The sequence below is a fragment of the Actibacterium sp. 188UL27-1 genome, from assembly GCF_016901225.1.
Lineage (GTDB): Bacteria > Pseudomonadota > Alphaproteobacteria > Rhodobacterales > Rhodobacteraceae > 188UL27-1.
Window position 1 is genome coordinate 360,266 of sequence record NZ_JAFEUL010000002.1, and the last position, 17,615, is coordinate 377,880.

The 17,615-nt window shown below is 59.9% G+C and carries 18 protein-coding genes; 16 read left to right on the plus strand and 2 right to left on the minus strand.

Annotated elements, in window-relative coordinates:
* Positions 1-110 precede the first annotated feature (110 nt).
* Entirely contained in the window at positions 111-1,529 is a 1,419-nt protein-coding gene (tldD, locus tag IU397_RS04850; protein WP_204411294.1) for a metalloprotease TldD, read from the minus strand.
* Positions 1,530-1,756: 227 nt separating this feature from the next.
* On the opposite strand from tldD, the gene coxB reads away from it, so the two are divergent.
* The 11 genes from coxB (at position 1,757) to IU397_RS04905 (ending at position 11,578) form a co-directional block, all read left to right on the plus strand.
* On the plus strand, positions 1,757-2,557 hold the full coding sequence (gene coxB / locus IU397_RS04855; RefSeq protein ID WP_239479620.1) for a cytochrome c oxidase subunit II: 801 nt from the start codon (positions 1,757-1,759) through the stop codon (positions 2,555-2,557).
* A 19-nt stretch (positions 2,558-2,576) separates the two neighbouring features.
* Positions 2,577-3,518: a heme o synthase gene (gene cyoE, locus IU397_RS04860; protein WP_204411297.1), complete on the plus strand. Its 942-nt coding sequence runs from the start codon at positions 2,577-2,579 to the stop codon at positions 3,516-3,518.
* Positions 3,515-3,694: a hypothetical protein gene (locus IU397_RS04865; protein WP_204411299.1), complete on the plus strand. Its 180-nt coding sequence runs from the start codon at positions 3,515-3,517 to the stop codon at positions 3,692-3,694. The genes cyoE and IU397_RS04865 overlap by 4 nt, the downstream gene beginning before the upstream one ends.
* Complete coding sequence (locus IU397_RS04870; RefSeq protein ID WP_204411485.1) at positions 3,694-4,275, plus strand: cytochrome c oxidase assembly protein; 582 nt, start codon at positions 3,694-3,696, stop codon at positions 4,273-4,275. The genes IU397_RS04865 and IU397_RS04870 overlap by 1 nt, the downstream gene beginning before the upstream one ends.
* A gap of 16 nt (positions 4,276-4,291) precedes the next feature.
* Positions 4,292-5,095, plus strand: a complete 804-nt coding sequence (locus tag IU397_RS04875; RefSeq protein ID WP_204411301.1) for a cytochrome c oxidase subunit 3 — start codon at positions 4,292-4,294, stop codon at positions 5,093-5,095.
* A 68-nt stretch (positions 5,096-5,163) separates the two neighbouring features.
* Entirely contained in the window at positions 5,164-5,835 is a 672-nt protein-coding gene (locus tag IU397_RS04880) for an SURF1 family protein (RefSeq protein WP_204411303.1), read from the plus strand.
* An 11-nt stretch (positions 5,836-5,846) separates the two neighbouring features.
* On the plus strand, positions 5,847-7,235 hold the full coding sequence (thrC, locus tag IU397_RS04885) for a threonine synthase (protein ID WP_204411305.1): 1,389 nt from the start codon (positions 5,847-5,849) through the stop codon (positions 7,233-7,235).
* A complete protein-coding gene (locus tag IU397_RS04890; protein WP_204411308.1) occupies positions 7,232-8,494 on the plus strand; it encodes a pitrilysin family protein in 1,263 nt (420 codons plus the stop codon). Before thrC ends, IU397_RS04890 begins: the two co-directional genes overlap by 4 nt.
* On the plus strand, positions 8,494-9,078 hold the full coding sequence (locus IU397_RS04895) for a GNAT family N-acetyltransferase (RefSeq protein WP_204411310.1): 585 nt from the start codon (positions 8,494-8,496) through the stop codon (positions 9,076-9,078). Before IU397_RS04890 ends, IU397_RS04895 begins: the two co-directional genes overlap by 1 nt.
* 212 nt (positions 9,079-9,290) lie before the next feature.
* Positions 9,291-10,121 (plus strand): MBL fold metallo-hydrolase, encoded by an 831-nt coding sequence (locus tag IU397_RS04900; RefSeq protein ID WP_204411312.1) that lies wholly within the window; start codon positions 9,291-9,293, stop codon positions 10,119-10,121.
* A gap of 44 nt (positions 10,122-10,165) precedes the next feature.
* Complete coding sequence (locus tag IU397_RS04905) at positions 10,166-11,578, plus strand: FAD-binding oxidoreductase (protein WP_204411314.1); 1,413 nt, start codon at positions 10,166-10,168, stop codon at positions 11,576-11,578.
* 302 nt (positions 11,579-11,880) lie between these two features.
* On the opposite strand, the gene IU397_RS04910 is transcribed toward IU397_RS04905, so the two are convergent.
* The gene (locus IU397_RS04910; protein ID WP_204411317.1) at positions 11,881-12,792 is read right to left on the minus strand and encodes a LysR substrate-binding domain-containing protein; all 912 of its coding nucleotides are present in this window, start codon (positions 12,790-12,792) and stop codon (positions 11,881-11,883) included.
* Between the two features lie 108 nt (positions 12,793-12,900).
* Between IU397_RS04910 and IU397_RS04915 the strand changes: the two genes are divergently transcribed.
* The 5 genes from IU397_RS04915 to alaE all read left to right on the plus strand — a co-directional run bounded on the left by IU397_RS04915 (position 12,901) and on the right by alaE (position 17,612).
* On the plus strand, positions 12,901-13,962 hold the full coding sequence (locus IU397_RS04915) for a dipeptidase (protein WP_204411319.1): 1,062 nt from the start codon (positions 12,901-12,903) through the stop codon (positions 13,960-13,962).
* A 39-nt stretch (positions 13,963-14,001) separates the two neighbouring features.
* Positions 14,002-15,600, plus strand: coding sequence for an ABC transporter substrate-binding protein (locus IU397_RS04920; RefSeq protein ID WP_204411322.1), 1,599 nt, complete (start codon positions 14,002-14,004; stop codon positions 15,598-15,600).
* A 61-nt stretch (positions 15,601-15,661) separates the two neighbouring features.
* Positions 15,662-16,138 (plus strand): hypothetical protein, encoded by a 477-nt coding sequence (locus IU397_RS04925; protein ID WP_204411324.1) that lies wholly within the window; start codon positions 15,662-15,664, stop codon positions 16,136-16,138.
* Positions 16,139-16,170: 32 nt separating this feature from the next.
* On the plus strand, positions 16,171-17,184 hold the full coding sequence (locus IU397_RS04930; RefSeq protein ID WP_370541613.1) for an ABC transporter permease: 1,014 nt from the start codon (positions 16,171-16,173) through the stop codon (positions 17,182-17,184).
* Positions 17,181-17,612 carry an L-alanine exporter AlaE gene (gene alaE / locus IU397_RS04935; protein ID WP_204411326.1) on the plus strand — a complete coding sequence of 144 codons (432 nt, stop codon included), beginning with the start codon at positions 17,181-17,183 and terminating at the stop codon, positions 17,610-17,612. Before IU397_RS04930 ends, alaE begins: the two co-directional genes overlap by 4 nt.
* Positions 17,613-17,615 lie beyond the last annotated feature (3 nt).

Below are 17,615 nucleotides of genomic sequence, written 5' to 3' on the forward strand. Positions count from 1 at the left end.
GTCGCTCCGTCCGCTTACAAGAATCGTGTTTAAGCAGGACTGGTTAACGGCGGGTAAATTTACGGGGCGCGGGGCGTGCGCGTTTGAAAACTCTGGCGCCCCGCACCGGGTCAGGCGGCCGAACCGCCCACGGTCAGACCGCCGATCATGAGGGTCGGCTGACCCACACCCACCGGCACCCATTGACCGTTCTTGCCGCAATTCCCGATGCCGGGATCCAGCGCCATGTCGTTGCCGATGGCGCGGATCTGCTTGAGCGCCGTGGCCCCGTCGCCGATCAGGGTGGCGCCTTTGACCGGTGCACCGACCTTGCCATTTTCAACGCGGTAGGCCTCGGTGCAACTGAAGACGAACTTGCCGTTCGTGATATCGACTTGCCCGCCACCAAAGCCCACTGCGTAGATGCCATCCTTGAGATCGGCCAAGATATCGGCAGGTGCGCTGTCACCGCTCAACATGTAGGTGTTCGTCATGCGCGGCATCGGGATATGGGCAAAGCTTTGACGGCGGCCATTGCCCGTTGCGGCGACCCCCATCAGCCGGGCATTTTGCCGATCCTGCATGTAATTGACCAGAACGCCATCTTCGATCAAAACGTTCTTGCCAGACGGCGTGCCTTCGTCATCGACGGTGATGCTGCCACGTCGGTCGGGGATGGTGCCATCGTCTAGCACCGTCACGCCCTTTGAGGCGATCCGCTCCCCCATCAACCCGGAAAAGGCAGAGGTTCTCTTGCGGTTGAAATCACCTTCCAGCCCATGGCCGATTGCTTCGTGCAGCAGGATGCCGGGCCATCCGGGGCCAAGCACAACATCCATCACGCCGGCCGGGGCAGGCTCTGCCTTAAGGTTCACCAATGCGATGCGCAGCGCCTCGCGCGTCATCTTTTCCCAGCCGTCGCGGGCGATCAGACCATCGACGCCCAGCCGTCCTCCGCCGCCTGTGCCACCTTGTTCGCGGCGGCCATCTTCTTCGACGATGACGCTTACATTCAGACGGCTCATGGGGCGTGTATCCGCGACGCGGACGCCATCGGGGCGCAGGATCGTCACCTCCTGCAGGCTTGCTGCCAGGGTGGCGGAGACCTGAACCACGCGGCTGTCCAGTTCACGGGCGAATGCATCGATCTCTCGCAATGTCTCGATCTTGACCGGGAAAGTCGCGCCCGCGATCGGATCGTCGTCGCCGTAGAGCTTGCGATTGGTGGCTTGCGGCGCTTCGGCCAATGTGCCGCCGCCCTCACCCACGGCCAGACGGGCAGTTTCAGCAGCGCGGCGCAGGGCCGTCTCGCTGATATCGGTCGAATGGGCGTAGCCTGCGGTTTCCCCGCGAACGGCCCGCAAGCCAAAGCCCTCCGATGCGTTATAGCTGGCCGTTTTGACCCGACCGTCGTCGAACGAGACGACTTCGGACCGACTGCGTTCCAGGAATAACTCCCCGTCATCGGCGCCCGCGGTGGCATCGCGCAACACTTTTAACGCGGTGGCCTCATCGACTTTGGTCTCAAATGGGCGGAAAGACTGGGTCATTTGGGGTCCTTTGGTGGCGTCGCGGCTGAATGCCGCAAAGGGTGTGCTTGAACTTATTCATCCTAATATGGTTTGTGCCCGACAGGGAACAACGGGTTCGGCATGCTTGCGTGAACGGATCCATGGGAGTGGGCCAACATGGCCCCATCGAACAGGACGTGAGTATGCACCTTTCCAGGATGATCGCCCGCGGAGCCGCCGCGCTGACCACCATCAGCGTGGGTGGGATGGTTTTTGCGCAGGAAACCCCCAACGACCTTGAGGTGATCGGCAAACCCGCACCCGCCGGAATCGGATTTCAGGAAGCCGTCACCGAATTGGCGCGCGATCTGCAATGGCTGGATGGCATGGTCCTGGTGATCATCACTATCATCTCGTTGTTCGTGACCGGGTTGCTGGCCTATGCTGCCTGGGCGTTCAACTCATCCAAGAACAAAGAGCCGGCCACCTTCACGCACAATTCCCCGCTAGAGATTACGTGGACAGTCGTTCCGATCCTCATCCTTGTTTTCATTGGGGCGTTCTCTTTGCCGGTGCTGTTCAAACAGCAGGAAATTCCCGAAGCCGACGTTGTGATCAAGGCGACGGGGTATCAATGGTACTGGGGTTACGAATATCCCGAACATGAATTTGCCTTTGACAGCATCATGCTGCAGCGCGAAGAACTGGCTGACTACGGCTATACCGACGATACCTATCTGTTGGCGACTGACACGGCCATGGTGGTGCCTGTCAACAAAACGGTTGTCGTGCAGGTTACCGGCGGTGACGTGATCCACAGCTGGACAATCCCGGCCTTTGGCGTGAAGCAAGACGGCATTCCCGGCCGGATTGCCGAATTGTGGTTCAAGGCCGAGAAAGAAGGCGTTTATTTCGGACAATGCTCTGAGCTCTGCGGCATACAGCACGCCTACATGCCCATCACGGTCAAAGTGGTCAGCGAAGAGGCCTATGCCAAATGGTTGGAAGGCGCGGTTGAGGAATACGCGGGCACATCGCCGAACGTCACCGTTGCCTCGGCTGACTAAGCGGGCTGGACCTGAATAGATGACCGATGCCAGCCTTTACACAGTCCGCACCGACGATCCAGAGCTGAAGGATTACTTCAATCTCCTAAAGCCCCGGGTGATGTCACTGGTCGTATTTACAGCCTTGATCGGGTTGCTGGTTGCGCCTGTGGGCGTGCATCCGATGGTGGGGTTCACGGCCATTTTGTTCATCGCCATCGGCGCCGGAGCCTCAGGCGCGCTGAACATGTGGTGGGACGCCGATATTGACGCGGTTATGCGCCGGACGGCGAAACGGCCCATCCCTGCCGGTAAAGTCACGCCGGGAGAGGCTCTTGGCTTTGGCCTCGCGTTAAGCGGCCTGGCAGTCATCATGGTGGCGCTGGCCTCCAACCTGTTGGCGGCCGGCCTGCTGGCCTTTACCATCTTTTTTTATGTCGTGATTTACACGATGGGCCTGAAACGCTGGACGCCACAGAACATCGTGATCGGTGGTGCCGCGGGAGCATTCCCGCCAATGATCGGTTGGGTCGTGGCTACTGGCAGCGTTTCTGTAGAGGCGATCTGCATGTTCATGCTTATCTTCCTGTGGACGCCCCCACATTTCTGGGCCCTGGCCCTGTTCATGAAAGACGACTTCTCCAATGCAGGCGTTCCGATGCTGACCGTCACCCACGGTCATCCGTCGACACGCCGTCATATCTTTGCCTATTCGGTTGTTCTGGCGATCTTTGCCGTGGGTATGGCATTCACCTCGATCGGTGGGCCGATCTACCTGCTGACTGCGCTGGTGCTGAATGGCCTGTTCCTGCAGGGCGCTTGGCGGATCATGGCGCGGGACACTGAGATGGCCTTGGCAGATGACTATGCCATCGAGAAAAAAGTGTTCAAGCTGTCGCTGATCTATCTGTTCCTGCATTTCGGAGCTCTGTTTACGGATACGTTGTTGAAATCGCTAGGCCTTTGGGGAGGGTGGATATGATCCAGGTCGAACATGAAATGCATCAACGCCGCCGCGGTCGCAATTTGGGTGTGGGTCTGTTGCTTGTCGGGCTGATCGGCATTGTCTTTGGCTTGTCGGTGGTGAAGGTCACCTTGGGCCATAACGTGGAAAAGTTTGACCACGTGCGCCGCCCGATGCTGGAGCAGACGGAATGATGGCACATCTTGATCCCAAGACGAAAACAGTGATGCAGGCCGCCAGTTTGGTCTTGGTCATGGGGGGGCTCGCCTGGGCTTCCGTCCCCTTTTACGATTGGTTTTGTCGGGTAACGGGATATGGCGGCACGACCAATACCGCTGATGCCGGATCCGACATCGTGCTGGACCGCGTGATCAAGGTGCGCTTCGATGCATCCAAGGAACGCGACATGCCGTGGCATTTCAAACCCATGCAGCGGTCGATGGATCTGCGCATCGGCGAAACCGGCCTGGCCTTTTACGAAGCCTACAATCCAACCGATGAACCCGTCGCCGGATCGGCCAGCTATAATGTGGCGCCCTTTGATGCGGGTTCCTATTTCGTGAAGATTGACTGCTTCTGCTTTGAGGAGCAGATTTTGCAGCCCGGCGAGCGGGTGCAGATGCCGGTGACCTTTTTCATCGACCCCGAACTGGTCGATGATCCGGACGCGAAATTCGCAAAGGCAGTGACCCTGTCCTACACGTTCTACCAGATTGACCTGCCGGAAGAGCAGGCCGCCCTCGCCGAAGATGGCGATGGCACGCAGCTACGATAAGCCGAAAGGGACGCCGATGGCACACGAGAAGAACCACGATTACCATATTCTGCCGCCGTCCCTGTGGCCCTTTCTGGGCGCGCTCGGCGGGTTCATCATGCTGTTTGGCGCCGTCTTGTGGATGTCGCCCAACGTGTCGAACAACCAGCCGTTCGTTTTCCTGATCGGCCTCGCGCTGGTTCTGTACGTGATGTACGGCTGGTGGGCCGAAACGGTCGTTGAAAACCGGGTGGGTGACCATACACCGGTTGTGTTGATTGGCCTGCGCTACGGCTTCATCCTGTTCATCATGTCCGAGGTCATGTTCTTTGCGGCCTGGTTCTGGAGCTTCTTCAAACACGCGCTCTATCCGATGGACACTTTCTCCGAAGGGCAGTGGCCACCCCCTTCGATCGAAGTTTTCGATCCCTGGCATCTGCCGCTGATCAACACGTTGATCCTGCTCTGTTCTGGCTGCGCCGCCACATGGGCGCACCACGCACTGGTCCACGAAAACAACCGCAAAGATATGGCAAATGGTTTGATCCTTGCCGTTGTTCTGGGCGTGATCTTCACCTTCTTTCAGGCCTATGAATACACCCATGCCGCGTTCGGTTTTGGCGGGAACATCTATGGCGCGAACTTTTTCATGGCGACCGGTTTTCACGGCTTCCATGTGATCGTTGGCACCATCTTTCTGTTCATATGTTACCTGCGCTTGCGCCAGGGTCATTTCAGCCCGACCAACCATATGGGGTTCGAAGCGGCTGCTTGGTATTGGCACTTTGTCGACGTGGTTTGGCTGTTCCTGTTTGGTGCGATCTACATCTGGGGATCGTAACCGCCGTCCGGCAGTTCCATAGAAAAGAAGGGCGCGGCGACGCGCCCTTTTCCATTGGAGAACATATCATGCGGTTCGTGATCCCCCTTCTGATTGGTCTGGCCGGTGTTGGCGTCTTGGGCTGGCTGGGGCAGTGGCAACTGGACCGGCTCGCCTGGAAAGAAGGCATCCTGGCAGAGATCGAACAGCGGATTGTGGCGCCTCCCCAGGCGATCCCGGCCAAACCCGACCCGGAGGCTGATCGCTTTCTGGCCATCCGCGCAACGGGGACCGTTCTGCCCGAAGAGGTCCATGTTCTGGTCTCGACCAAACAGCGGGGCGCGGGTTATCGTGTGATCTCTCCTTTCGTTACCAGCTATAATCGCCGGGTGTTGGTGGATCGCGGGTATATCCCGACCACGGGCAAGGACGTGCAGCGCCCCAAGATCGAAACCACGATTGTCGGCAACCTGCATTGGCCGGAGGAGCGCGACAGCTTCACCCCCGACGACGATGTCACTGGCAATATCTGGTTTGCGCGCGACGTGACCAAACTGGCCCGCCACCTCAACACCGATCCGGTCCTAATCATTGTGGCCGAAACCGGCGAAGCGGATCAGACAGTCACGCCACTGCCCGTATCAAGTGCCGGCATTCCAAATGATCATTTTGGCTACGCCGTAACCTGGTTTGGTCTGGCGGCGGTTTGGGCGGGGATGACACTGCTCTGGCTCTGGCGTATGAGGCGTCGAACCGCCTGAAGGAGCGCCTGATGCGTTACGTTTCCACAAGGGGCGCGGCCCCTGTCCTGACCTTTGAAGAGGCGATGCTGACCGGCCTGGCCCGTGATGGCGGTCTTTATGTGTCAGAAACGATCCCACAACTCAGCCACGGCGATATCGCGGCCTTGTCCGGGTTGCCGTACGAAGAGGTCGCCTTTCGCATCATGCGCCCCTTCATCGGCGACACGTTCAGCGACGATGACTTTGCAGAGATTATCACCAAGGCCTACGCCCCGTTCAATCATCCGGCCCGCGCGCCCCTAGTGCAGCTTGGCCCGAACCACCACCTGCTGGAACTGTTCCACGGCCCCACCCTGGCATTCAAAGACTTCGCCATGCAGCTGATCGGCCAGATGTTCCAGGTCTCCCTCGGGCGCCAGGGCAAACGTGTCACCATCGTTGGCGCCACCAGCGGTGATACGGGTGCCGCGGCGATGGAGGCGTTTCGGGGCCTCGCCGCCGTGGATCTGTTCATCCTCTACCCCCATGGCCGCATATCGGAAGTGCAGCGCCGCCAGATGACCACACCGCCCGATCACAACGTCCACGCGCTGGCGCTGGATGGGCATTTTGACGATTGCCAAGCGCGGCTGAAGGACATGTTCAACCATTTCGACTTCCGCGATGAGGTCGCCTTGGCGGGTGTCAACTCCATCAACTGGGCGCGGGTTCTCGCGCAGGTCGTCTATTACTTCAGTGCCGCGACCAGCCTTGGTGCGCCCCACCGTCCCGTCAGCTTCACCGTGCCTACCGGCAATTTTGGCGATATCTTTGCCGGCCACATCGCTCGCGCCATGGGCCTGCCGATCGAAAAGCTGGTCGTCGCCACCAACCGCAACGATATCCTGCACCGCGCGCTGACGACGGGACTTTACCAAACCGATGGGGTCAGCCCGACGATCAGCCCCTCGATGGATATCCAGGTCAGCAGCAATTTCGAACGCGCCTTGTTCGATGCCTATGGCCGCGATGGCGCCGCGGTCGCCGCGCAAATGGACGATCTGAAATCCACCGGCGCCTTCAAGATCAGCCAAGGCGCGTTGGAAACCCTGCGGGAGGGCTATGCCTCGGGCCGCGCCTCCGAAAAGGAGACGAGCGCTGCTATCACCCATGCTCTGAACACCACCGGAGAGCTGCTCTGCCCCCATTCCGCTGTGGGTGTTCATGTCGCCGAACAGCACCTTGGCGCCGCACCCATGGTCACCCTTGCAACCGCTCACCCGGCCAAATTCCCGGATGCGGTCGAAACCGCGACGGGGCAAAGACCGACCCTTCCCATTCGCATGTCTGACCTGTATGAGCGGTCGGAACGCGTGACACAGGTTGATAACAACCTTACCACGCTTGAAGATCTGATCAGAGAAAGGCGCGCAGCTTGAGCGTAAAACTGGACAGGCTCGGAAACGGGCTGCGGGTCGTGACGGAACATATGCCGGGGCTGCAATCCGCCTCGGTCGGGCTTTGGATCGATGCTGGCGGTCGCCACGAGCGGATCGAACAGAATGGTGTCGCGCATTTCCTGGAGCATATGGCTTTCAAGGGGACGGCCCGACGCAGCGCATTGCAGATCGCCGAAGAGATCGAGGATGTGGGCGGCTATATCAACGCCTATACCAGCCGCGAAACCACCGCTTATTACGCCCGCGTATTGGAGGCCGATGTGCCGCTGGCGCTTGATGTGATCGCTGACATCGTGCTCAACCCGGCCTTTGATGAGAACGAGATCGAAGTTGAACGCGGCGTTATCCTGCAGGAAATTGGCCAATCCCTCGACACCCCCGACGACATTATCTTTGACTGGCTGCAAGAAGCGGCCTACCCGGAGCAACCCATGGGCCGCACGATCCTTGGCCCGTCCGAACGGGTCAGTACGTTCAACCGGGGCGACCTGTCGGGGTTTGTCGCGGAGCATTACGGGCCGGGCCAGATGATCATCTCTGCCGCTGGTGCGGTGGACCACGACCAGATCATGCGGATGGCCGAAGAGCTGTTTGGTCACCTTGTGCCAACATCTGCGTTCACCGCCGATGCCGCGCAGTTCACCGGGGGTGAACGGCGCGAGATCAAAGGGCTGGAGCAGGTCCATTTTGCACTTGCCTTCGAGAGTCCGGGCTACTGCGAGGATGACATCTACACGGCCCAGATCTATGCCACGCTGTTGGGGGGCGGCATGTCCTCGCGCCTGTTCCAGGAAATTCGCGAAAAACGCGGTTTGTGTTATTCGATCTTTGCCCAGGCCGGGGCCTATGCCGATACCGGCATGATGACGATATATGCGGGCACCTCGGCCGATGATATCGGCGGGCTTGTCAATCTGACCGTGGATGAGCTGCGCCGCGCTACCGAAGATCTGAATGAGGCTGAAGTTGCGCGCGCGCGCGCTCAAATGAAGGCCGGACTTCTGATGGGCCTCGAAAGCCCTTCCTCGCGTGCTGAACGTTTGGCCCGGGTCGTGTCCATCTGGGACCGCGTGCCGCCTTTGGCTGAAACCATCGCCAAGGTCGATGCGGTGGGCGGTGCCGATGTGGCAGCCTTTGCAGAGCGCCTGGCGGTCCATACCCAACCGGCCTTGGCGCTATATGGTCCGGCCGAGCGGGCGCCGACCCTGGAGAAGCTGCGGGAGAGGCTGGCGGCCTGATGCGACTGGGCCGACGGCGGGTTCGAATTGTCACGGAGCGGATGGTCCTGAGGGCCCCGGCACATGGCGACTTCCGCCCTTGGACAGCCCTGCGCCGCGACAGTGAATCCTTCTTGCGCCAGTGGGAACCAAGCTGGGCCGATGACCACCTGACCCGCAAGGCATTCACTAACCGCGTTTACTGGGCTCAACGCGCCCTGTCGCAGATGACCACTGTGCCTCTTTTCCTCATCCGGCGCGACGATGACGTGCTGCTGGGTGCCATCACGCTGGACAATATTCGCCGCGGTCCTGCCCAGGCTGGCACGCTTGGCTATTGGATCGGCGCGCCTTTTGCCCGACACGGTTACATGCGCGAGGCTATCGAGGGCGTGACCCACCACGCTTTCACCCAGCTTGACCTCAGCCGGATCGAGGCGGCCTGCCTGCCCGAAAATGCCGCCTCCCGCGGCGTGCTGGAAGCCTGTGGTTTCAAATATGAAGGTGTCGCGCAAAGCTACCTGCAAATAGCAGGCCGTTGGCGCAATCATGTGCTTTACGCCAATTTGCGCAATGACCGCCGGGGCAAAGCACTGTTGGGCTGAACCGACCGTCTCATCATGTGTCTCTAAATATCCCCGCCGGAGGCCTAAAGTCTGGCCGCGCACCAGAAGACTTCTGTGCCTCCGGCGGGGATATTTAGAGACACATGATGACAGGCAGGAGTGTCCCATCCTGAGTGAATTTCTGGAGTACTACCGATAGAAGGGATGACGGAGGCACCGACTGCGCTAAGCTGTTGCGAAAGGAGCGCGCCATGACTCGTTTGATCCTGTCTGTCCTTTTGATCTGCTTTGCCCAGGCCCTGCCGGCCCAAGAACGGACCCCGTCCCATTGTATTGCTGTGGCGGATGTTCCGGGGGTGTCATACGTCCATCAGGCACGCTTTGCACAGCCACTGCCGGATGAGACGGTGCGGCTTAGCTATGTCGACCACGCGACCTTTTTGATTGAGACGGCCGGGGGGCTATCGGTTGCCACAGATTATACTGGTTTTCTGGGGGTGGTGGATTTTGTGCCGGACGTCGTCACGATGAACCACGCCCATGACAGCCATTGGACCGCTTTTCCGGATCCTCGCATTCCAAATGTGCTGAAAGGTTGGGGGGAGGGGGATGGCAGCCCTGCCAATCATCGGCTTGACCTAGGAGAGATGCTAATCCGTTCCGTATCCACCGATATCCGGTCCCGTTTCGGGACGGGGGTCGAGGAGAACGGGAACTCGATTTTTGTGTTTGAGATCTCGGGGTTATGCATTGGTCATCTGGGCCATTTGCACCATGAACCCAGTGCGGAGCAATATGCGGCTTTGGGGCGGTTGGATGTGGTGATGGCGCCGGTGGATGGTGGGCTGACTTTGCCACGACCGACTTTGATCAAGATGCTGCAACGCCTCCGCTCCTCGATCGTGATCCCGATGCACTGGTTCGGTCGCAGTAACCTTGACCTGTTTGTGGAGGAGATGCGTGCGGAGTTTGAGGTCGTGCCGGTCGGTGCAAGCTTTCTTGAAGTGTCGTTGCAGCGTCTTCCCGGACGCCCCACCCTGATGATCCTGGAACCGGAATACCTGCGCCTTGATGACCCGTGACACGGGCAGTTCTGTGTGGTTCATGGACGCCGAGGAGGCACGTCATGCTGAACCCAGTCACTGAGAAAATCGAAGAAAATCTGAGAGCGATCCTACCGGAGGCGGCCTTCCGGGATCTGGAGCCGCGGTATCTGGAAGAGCCGCGCGGGCGGTATTCGGGCAGTGACGGGCTATTGATCGCGCCGGGTTCGACCGCAGAGGTGTCGGCGGTCGTCAAAGCGGCATGTGAAGCGCGGGTGTCGATCGTGCCCTATGGCGGTGGTACAGGTTTGGTTGGGGGGCAGATCGCTGAGGAGGGGCAGCGTCCGATCATCCTTTCATTAGAGCGGATGACGGCCATTCGCGAGACCTATCCCCTTGAAAATATTATGGTTGTTGAAGCAGGTGCCATCTTGGCCAATGTCCAGGAGGCGGCTTCGGATGTCGACCGGTTGTTTCCATTGTCGCTCGCCTCGGAAGGGTCTGCGCGGATTGGCGGCTTGCTGGCGACCAATGCGGGTGGGGTGAATGTGCTGCGCTATGGAAATGCGCGGGACCTGTGTCTTGGGATTGAGGCGGTATTGCCCAACGGCAAAATCCTCAATGGTCTCAAGAGGTTGCGCAAGGATAATACGGGCTATGACTTGCGTCATTTGTTGATCGGGGCAGAGGGGACGTTAGGTGTAATTACCGCGGCATCTCTACGGCTTTATCCGCAGCCGCAATCCGAGGGGGTGGCGCTGATGGTGGTGGCCGACCCTGAGGCAGCGTTGCGGTTATTAGCGTTGGCGCAAAGCCGGTTGGGCCAGGGGATTTCAGCCTTTGAATTGATCGGTCGGATGGGGTTGGAATTTCTGGTGGAGACCAAACAGAATGTCCGCCAACCTTTTGAAACAAAACCGGAATGGATGGTTTTGGTCGATGTCGGGCTGGGGGCTGGTATGCAGGCCGATGCGGCCTTGGAAGAGCTGTTTATGGCGGCATCCCAAGAGGGATTGGTGAGTGATGGGCTGATCGCGCGGTCGGAAGCCGATCGGGCCGCGTTCTGGGCCGTGCGGGAGAGCATTCCGGCGGCCAATCGGGCGGTGGGTTCCGTGTCGTCGCACGATATCTCGGTCCCGCTGGGGGCGATCCCGGATTTCATCAAAAAAGGTCCGAAAGTTATTGAAAAGATAGGAGATTTTCGGATAAATTGCTTTGGTCATGTCGGCGATGGGAACCTGCATTATAACGTGTTTCCCCAAACGGGACGGAGCCGGGCGGATCATGAAAATGAGCGGTCCGCGATCAAGCGGGCGGTCCATGATCTGGCGCATTCTTTTGGCGGTTCGGTCAGTGCGGAGCATGGGATTGGACGGTTGAAGGTGGATGATCTGGAGCGGTATGGCGATCCGGCAAAGCTGGCAGCGATGCGGGCGGTAAAGGGGGCGATTGACCCTGTCGGCATCATGAATCCGGGCGCGGTTGTGCGGGTCTGACCGGGGCGGTTTTGGGGAGGCACATCCCATGCAGAACCGATGCACATTCCCTACATACGCCATACATACGGTCCGGTCGGTGCGTTAACAAACGGACTGTATTTTCGTTGGGTGGTATGGCCGATCCGCCGGGGCATCGAGCCCCCCCGGATCGGGCGCGGTCGGGGCCGCGCGGCGCGACGAACCGGTGGATCACGTGATGCTATGTGGCAAATTTTGCTGAGAGGCGTGTGCGGGACAGGTTTAACGTCAAAGCACCCATCCGAGGGTGACGTGAGACGCGCCCGACTCACGTGGAGCTTTCAGGCGGCAGCGGTGAAGGGATCGGCCGGGGTGTGCAGACGCAGGTGGCGCATGAAGGCGCGGGCGATGCGGGGTTCTGGCCGCTGATCGGAGACGGCGAAATAGGTTTGATATCGGATTGGTGCGTCGAACGGGATGAAGGCCAGATCATTGCGGTGGTGGTGGACCAGCGGAAAGGGGTTGATCAGAGCCAGGCCCAGCCCCTGGACGGCAAGATCGGCGGCGGCGACGGTGGTCGAGACCTCGGCCACGACATGGGGGGTCGCGCGGGCTTCGTGCAGGAGCCGGTCAAGCTGGGTGCGGCGGGCATGGCGGTGGGTCAGCGCCACCATGGTCTGGCCATCGAGATCGGCGGGGGTGATCGTGGTGTGCTGAGCCAACGGGTGACCCGGGGCCATGGCGCAGACCGCGTCAGCTGTGCGGTAAGGCAGCATCTTGACCCCGGCGCGGGATAATTCCACCCCGATCAGGCCCAGGTCGAAACGGTCATCCAGAATGCCACGGACGACCTCGTCTGACGTGTTGACCTCCAGGCTGACGAAGAAATGGGGGTTGGCGTTCAGGAAACTTGCGATCTGTGGGACGAGGAAGCGGTGGGCATAGGTCGGCGGCGCGATCAGGCGAAGGGTTTCGCGCACCGGTTCCGTTGGCCCGTCGATACGGTCCAGCGCCTCGAACAAGGGATCGAGGCGGAGGTTCAGGCGCACGGCCTCTTGCGTGGGGCGCAGACGGCCACTGTCGCGTTCAAAGAGGATCAAGCCGGTCCGATTTTCCAGGTTGGCGACCGAGCGGCTGACGGCGGATTGCGACAGTCCCAGTTGGCGGGCGGCACCGGTGGTCGTGCCCGCCTGCATCAGCGCGCGCAGGGCCTGATATTCTGGAATGGAATGCCAGGATTTGGGTTTGCTCATTTTGCGGGCGAAACTCTGACTAGCTGTATGAGGTTTATGCATAGCTTTTTCGCTCTGATATGACAAAGGCTTTGGCTAGGCTGTCTCAATAATTGTGCTGGGGGCATGATGGTAGATAGTCGATATCCGCTGATCTTTGACGGGCATAATGATGTGCTGTCAAAACTGCACCGCACCGGGGGGCTGGCAGCGGCGGAGAGATTTGTCACCGGGCGTGACGGGGCGGTTGACTTGCCCAAGGCGCAGGCGGGCGGCTTTGCCGGTGGGTTCTTTGCCGTCTACATCCCGTCGCCCGTTGATCTGGATTTCAAGTTCGAAGAGATGACCAAGCCTGCCTATGACCTGCCGCTGCCGGAGCCAGTCCTGTGGGACGACGCCATGCCCGTGGCGCTGTCGCAGGCGGCGATCCTGTTCGGTCTGGAAGCGCGCGGCGCTTTGACCGTGTGCCGGACAGTGGCCGACATTCGCGCCGCCATGGGCGCGGGCAAGGTGGCGGCGATCTTTCACATGGAGGGGGCGGAGGCGATTGATCCGGACCTGCACGCGCTGGACGTATTCTATCGCGCCGGGTTGCGGTCATTGGGGCCGGTATGGTCGCGCAGTACGATTTTTGGCCATGGGGTGCCGTTTCGCTACCCGTCGGACCCGGATATTGGTGAGGGGCTGACGGATTTCGGGCTGCGGCTGGTCAAACGCTGTGACGATCTGGGCATCCTGCTTGATTTGTCGCATCTGAACGCGGCAGGGTTCTGGGATGTTGCCCGGCATTCGACCAAACCGCTGGTTGCGACCCATTCCAACGCCCATGCGATTTGCCCGCATTCGCGCAACCTGACAGACAAACAACTGGCTGCGATCCGCGAAAGCGATGGGATGGTCGGCGTGAACTTTGCCGTGGCGTTTTTGCGCGAGGATGGCAGGATGATTGCGGATGTGCCGTTGGAGCAGGTGATGCGCCATCTGGACTATCTGATGGGGCAGGTGGGTGAAGATCGGGTTGGTTTTGGCTCGGACTATGACGGGGCGGTGGTGCCCGGCGATCTGACGACGATTGGCGATTTGCCGAACCTGCGGGCGGCGATGGTGCGCCACGGCTATGACGAGGCCTTGATAACCAAGCTCTGCCACGGCAACTGGATGCGCGTGCTGGAGAAAACATGGGGGGCGTGAACCCGCCAAAGACTGACATGCAACAGGAGAGGGTAAGATATGAATGCGTTCAATAAACTGCTGACCAGCGCGGCCTTTGGGCTGACGGTGCTTGCCATGGCGGCACCCGCGACATGGGCCGAGACACCGCCCAATATGCTGGTGATTGCAAACCGGATTGATGACATCACGACGCTGGATCCGGCGGAGTCGTTTGAATTTGCGGGTTCGGATGTGAGCCGCAATGTCTATGGCAAGTTGGTCAATTTTGACCCGATGGATCTGGAAGCGGGGTACCAGCCCGATCTCGCCGAAAGTTGGACGGTGAGCGAGGATGGCAGGACCATCACATTCACCATGCGCGAAGGCGTGACCTTTCATTCGGGCAATCCGGTGCGGGCAGAGGATGCGGAGTTCTCCCTGCGTCGCGCGGTGATCTTGAACAAGACACCCGCATTCATTCTGACGCAGTTCGGGTTCACGCCGGAGAATGTGGAGGAAACGATTGTTGCGGATGGCAACACGCTGACGATCACTACGGACAAGCGTTATGCCACGTCGTTTGTGCTGAATTGCCTGACGGCGACCATTGGTGGGATCGTCGACAAAGAGCTGGTAATGGCCAATGAGAAGGACGGCGATCTGGGCAATGAGTGGTTGAAGACCAACTCGGCTGGGTCGGGCGCCTATCAGCTGACCAGTTGGAAGCCGAACGAGAGTGTGACGCTGACCTCGAACCCGGATTTCTATTTGGGTGCGCCTGCGATGGAGCGGGTTGTGGTCCGGCACGTATTAGAAAGTGCGTCGCAAAGGCTTCTTTTGGAACGTGGCGATATTGATATTGCCCGCAACCTGAACCCCGAGGATGTGGCCGGTGCGCGCGAGGCCGAGGGCGTGGTGATCGCGGAGGAGCTGAAGGGGCGGTTGATGTATGCCTCGTTCAACCAATCGCATCCAGAACTCTCCAAACCCGAAGTGCGCCAGGCGATGAAGTACCTGGTCGACTATGAGGGGATGCAAAACGCGTTTCTGAATGGTCAGTATACAATTCACCAGAATTTCCTGCCGCAGACCTATCTGGGGGCGGTCGATCAGAACCCGTTCAGCCTGGATGTCGAAAAGGCCAAGGCATTGCTGGCTGAAGCCGGTGTCGAGGGCATGGAGATCGAGGTGGGTGTGCGTGAGGCGCAGGAACGGATCGAGATTGCGCAATCCCTGCAGAACACCTTTGCCCAGGCGGGGATCACCCTGAACATCACCGTAGGTACGGCCAAGCAGATCTTGGGCCGCTACCGCGCGCGGGAACTGGACATGTATCTGGGCGCCTGGGGGCCGGATTACCCCGATCCACAGACCAATGCGGGCACGTTCGCCTATAACCCTGACAATTCCGACGCGGCACAGGCCACTGGTTTGCTGGCGTGGCGCAATGGGTGGGATACAGGCGGTCTGACCGAAAAGGTTGAGGCGGCTGTGATCGAATCCGATACCGAGGCGCGGGCCACGATGTATGCTGATATTCAGGCGCAGTTTCAGGAGACCTCGCCCTTTATCATCATGTTCCAGCAGATCGAGCAATCGGCGCTGCGTGACAACGTAACCAATTTCTCAACCGGGCAGGCGATCACCAATGCGTCTTACTGGCAGGTGACGAAGTAACACCGGTGGGGCGCTGCCAGCCAGCGCCTCCCTTCAACCGGAGGCCCGATTGAGACATTTCATGATCCTTTGCTTTACCCTTCTGGTTGGCATGGCCCATGCGCAGGTGGAGGTTACCGATGCCGAACGGGCAGAGGTGATGATCGCCGTGGATGACTACCTGCGTGCGCGGGAATCCGGTGATCTGGAAAAAGCCCATGGCATGTTCGGGGCGGCGATGCGGGACCAGCTGGACCTGGACAAATACCGTCAAACCGAAGGGCAGCGCCGCGCGCAAACCGGCCCGCTGGCGCGGTTCACGCCGTTGCGCGCGATGCGGCATGACGAGGTGCCGCCGCAATTTGTGCTGGATTACATGGCCTTTTATGACGCTGATGTGGCCGAATGCGGCTACTTGGTGTGGACTTCTAGCCCCGGCGGTTTGACATTGACCCGTCTTGTATCGGGCGTGTTGGAGGCTGATCTGGTGGGCACACAAGACGGGGCGGATCTGATGCGAGAGCTGGGTTGCATCGCCATACCGGAGGTGCAGCAGTGACCACCGCCCCCGATCCTGGCCCGGGCTTCGCCATTCCGAATTGGGTGAAGGCCACGGTGCTGACGCTTGGCTCCATCGCTGTGACGATGCTGGGTCTGTTGTTCATCACGTTCATCATCGGGCGGGTGATGCCGATCGATCCGGTCCTGGCCATCGTGGGCGAACGCGCGTCACAGGCCACCTATGATGCGGTCTACCGGGAGCTTGGTCTGGATCAGCCGCTGCTCGTGCAGTTCCTTTATTATATCTGGGATGTGGTGCGGGGCGATTTTGGCACCTCGCTGCTCAACGCCCGGCCCGTGTCAGAGGATATTGCGCGGGTCTTCCCGGCCACGCTGGAACTGGCGACGCTGGGCGTGATCTTTGGCATCGTGCTGGGGGTGCCCCTGGGTGTCGTTGCGGCGGTGCGCCGGGGGTCGTGGATTGATCAGGTGGCGCGGGTCGTGGCCTTGGTGGGCTATTCGATGCCGATCTTCTGGCTGGGCCTGATGGGGCTCCTGATCTTTTACGGGATCCTCGGTTGGGTCGGCGGACCGGGGCGGCTGGACATCTTTTATGAGGATATCGTGCCCACGCGCACCGGGATGATCCTGATCGACAGCGCCATTGCCGGGGATTGGAGCGTCTTTCGCAACGCGTTCAGCCATATCATCCTGCCCGCCTCGCTGCTGGGATATTACAGCTTGGCCTATATCAGCCGGATGACCCGGTCGTTCATGCTGGAGCAGTTGAGCGCGGAATACATCACCACCGCCCGGGTCAAGGGGATGAGCGAGCGTGCCGTGATCTGGCGCCATGCCTTCCGCAATATCCGGGTGCAGTTGGTCACGGTTATCGCGCTGAGCTATGCGAACCTGTTGGAGGGGTCGGTCCTGACCGAGATCATCTTTAGCTGGCCCGGCATAGGCAGCTATATTACCACCGCGCTTCTGTCTGCCGATATGAATGCTGTGCTGGGCGGGACGGTGGTGGTTGGCCTGATCTTCATCCTGCTGAATATCCTGTCCGACCTTTTGTACCGCGTCTTCGACCCGAGGGCGAAATGACCGGTTGGGCGTCGAAAGTGTTTTGGATCGATACGCTGGCGGCCGTGTTCTTTTTCACCATCGCGGCGACACTGTCAGAGGCGTTCATTGCCAAGATGTCGTGGAGCCAGGTCCTGTGGTCGCGCTTGTTTGCGGTGCCAGCAATGATCATGACGGGGCGGCCCTATGGGATGTGGCGTGACTGGGTGTTTCGCAGATTGTCCGGTCCGGCACCGACATGGGTGTGGCGGGGCGTGCTGGATATCCTGGCGTTTCTGTCCTTTCAGGTCCCGGTCTATGTGGCGATTCTGCTGATCGCCGGGGCCACGGTCCCCCAAGTTTGGGCGGCTGTGTCGGCGGCGATTGTTTTTATGGTGTTGTTGAGCCGTCCTTTTGGCCTGTTTTTGGATATGGCGCGGCGGGCTTTTGGCGTGAGGTATGTGTTGTGAGCG

What these genes read in the sequence shown, in the direction of transcription:
- IU397_RS04865 (WP_204411299.1), top strand. Translation starts at nt 3,515, where the DNA reads ATGATCCAGGTCGAACATGAAATGCATCAACGCCGCCGCGGTCGCAAT.
- IU397_RS04910 (WP_204411317.1), bottom strand. Translation starts at nt 12,792, where the DNA reads ATGAGCAAACCCAAATCCTGGCATTCCATTCCAGAATATCAGGCCCTG.
- thrC (WP_204411305.1), top strand. Translation starts at nt 5,847, where the DNA reads ATGCGTTACGTTTCCACAAGGGGCGCGGCCCCTGTCCTGACCTTTGAA.
- IU397_RS04875 (WP_204411301.1), top strand. Translation starts at nt 4,292, where the DNA reads ATGGCACACGAGAAGAACCACGATTACCATATTCTGCCGCCGTCCCTG.
- cyoE (WP_204411297.1), top strand. Translation starts at nt 2,577, where the DNA reads ATGACCGATGCCAGCCTTTACACAGTCCGCACCGACGATCCAGAGCTG.
- tldD (WP_204411294.1), bottom strand. Translation starts at nt 1,529, where the DNA reads ATGACCCAGTCTTTCCGCCCATTTGAGACCAAAGTCGATGAGGCCACC.
- IU397_RS04880 (WP_204411303.1), top strand. Translation starts at nt 5,164, where the DNA reads ATGCGGTTCGTGATCCCCCTTCTGATTGGTCTGGCCGGTGTTGGCGTC.
- IU397_RS04895 (WP_204411310.1), top strand. Translation starts at nt 8,494, where the DNA reads ATGCGACTGGGCCGACGGCGGGTTCGAATTGTCACGGAGCGGATGGTC.
- IU397_RS04925 (WP_204411324.1), top strand. Translation starts at nt 15,662, where the DNA reads ATGATCCTTTGCTTTACCCTTCTGGTTGGCATGGCCCATGCGCAGGTG.
- coxB (WP_239479620.1), top strand. Translation starts at nt 1,757, where the DNA reads ATGGTTTTTGCGCAGGAAACCCCCAACGACCTTGAGGTGATCGGCAAA.
- IU397_RS04905 (WP_204411314.1), top strand. Translation starts at nt 10,166, where the DNA reads ATGCTGAACCCAGTCACTGAGAAAATCGAAGAAAATCTGAGAGCGATC.
- alaE (WP_204411326.1), top strand. Translation starts at nt 17,181, where the DNA reads ATGACCGGTTGGGCGTCGAAAGTGTTTTGGATCGATACGCTGGCGGCC.
- IU397_RS04920 (WP_204411322.1), top strand. Translation starts at nt 14,002, where the DNA reads ATGAATGCGTTCAATAAACTGCTGACCAGCGCGGCCTTTGGGCTGACG.
- IU397_RS04870 (WP_204411485.1), top strand. Translation starts at nt 3,694, where the DNA reads ATGGCACATCTTGATCCCAAGACGAAAACAGTGATGCAGGCCGCCAGT.
- IU397_RS04900 (WP_204411312.1), top strand. Translation starts at nt 9,291, where the DNA reads ATGACTCGTTTGATCCTGTCTGTCCTTTTGATCTGCTTTGCCCAGGCC.
- IU397_RS04915 (WP_204411319.1), top strand. Translation starts at nt 12,901, where the DNA reads ATGGTAGATAGTCGATATCCGCTGATCTTTGACGGGCATAATGATGTG.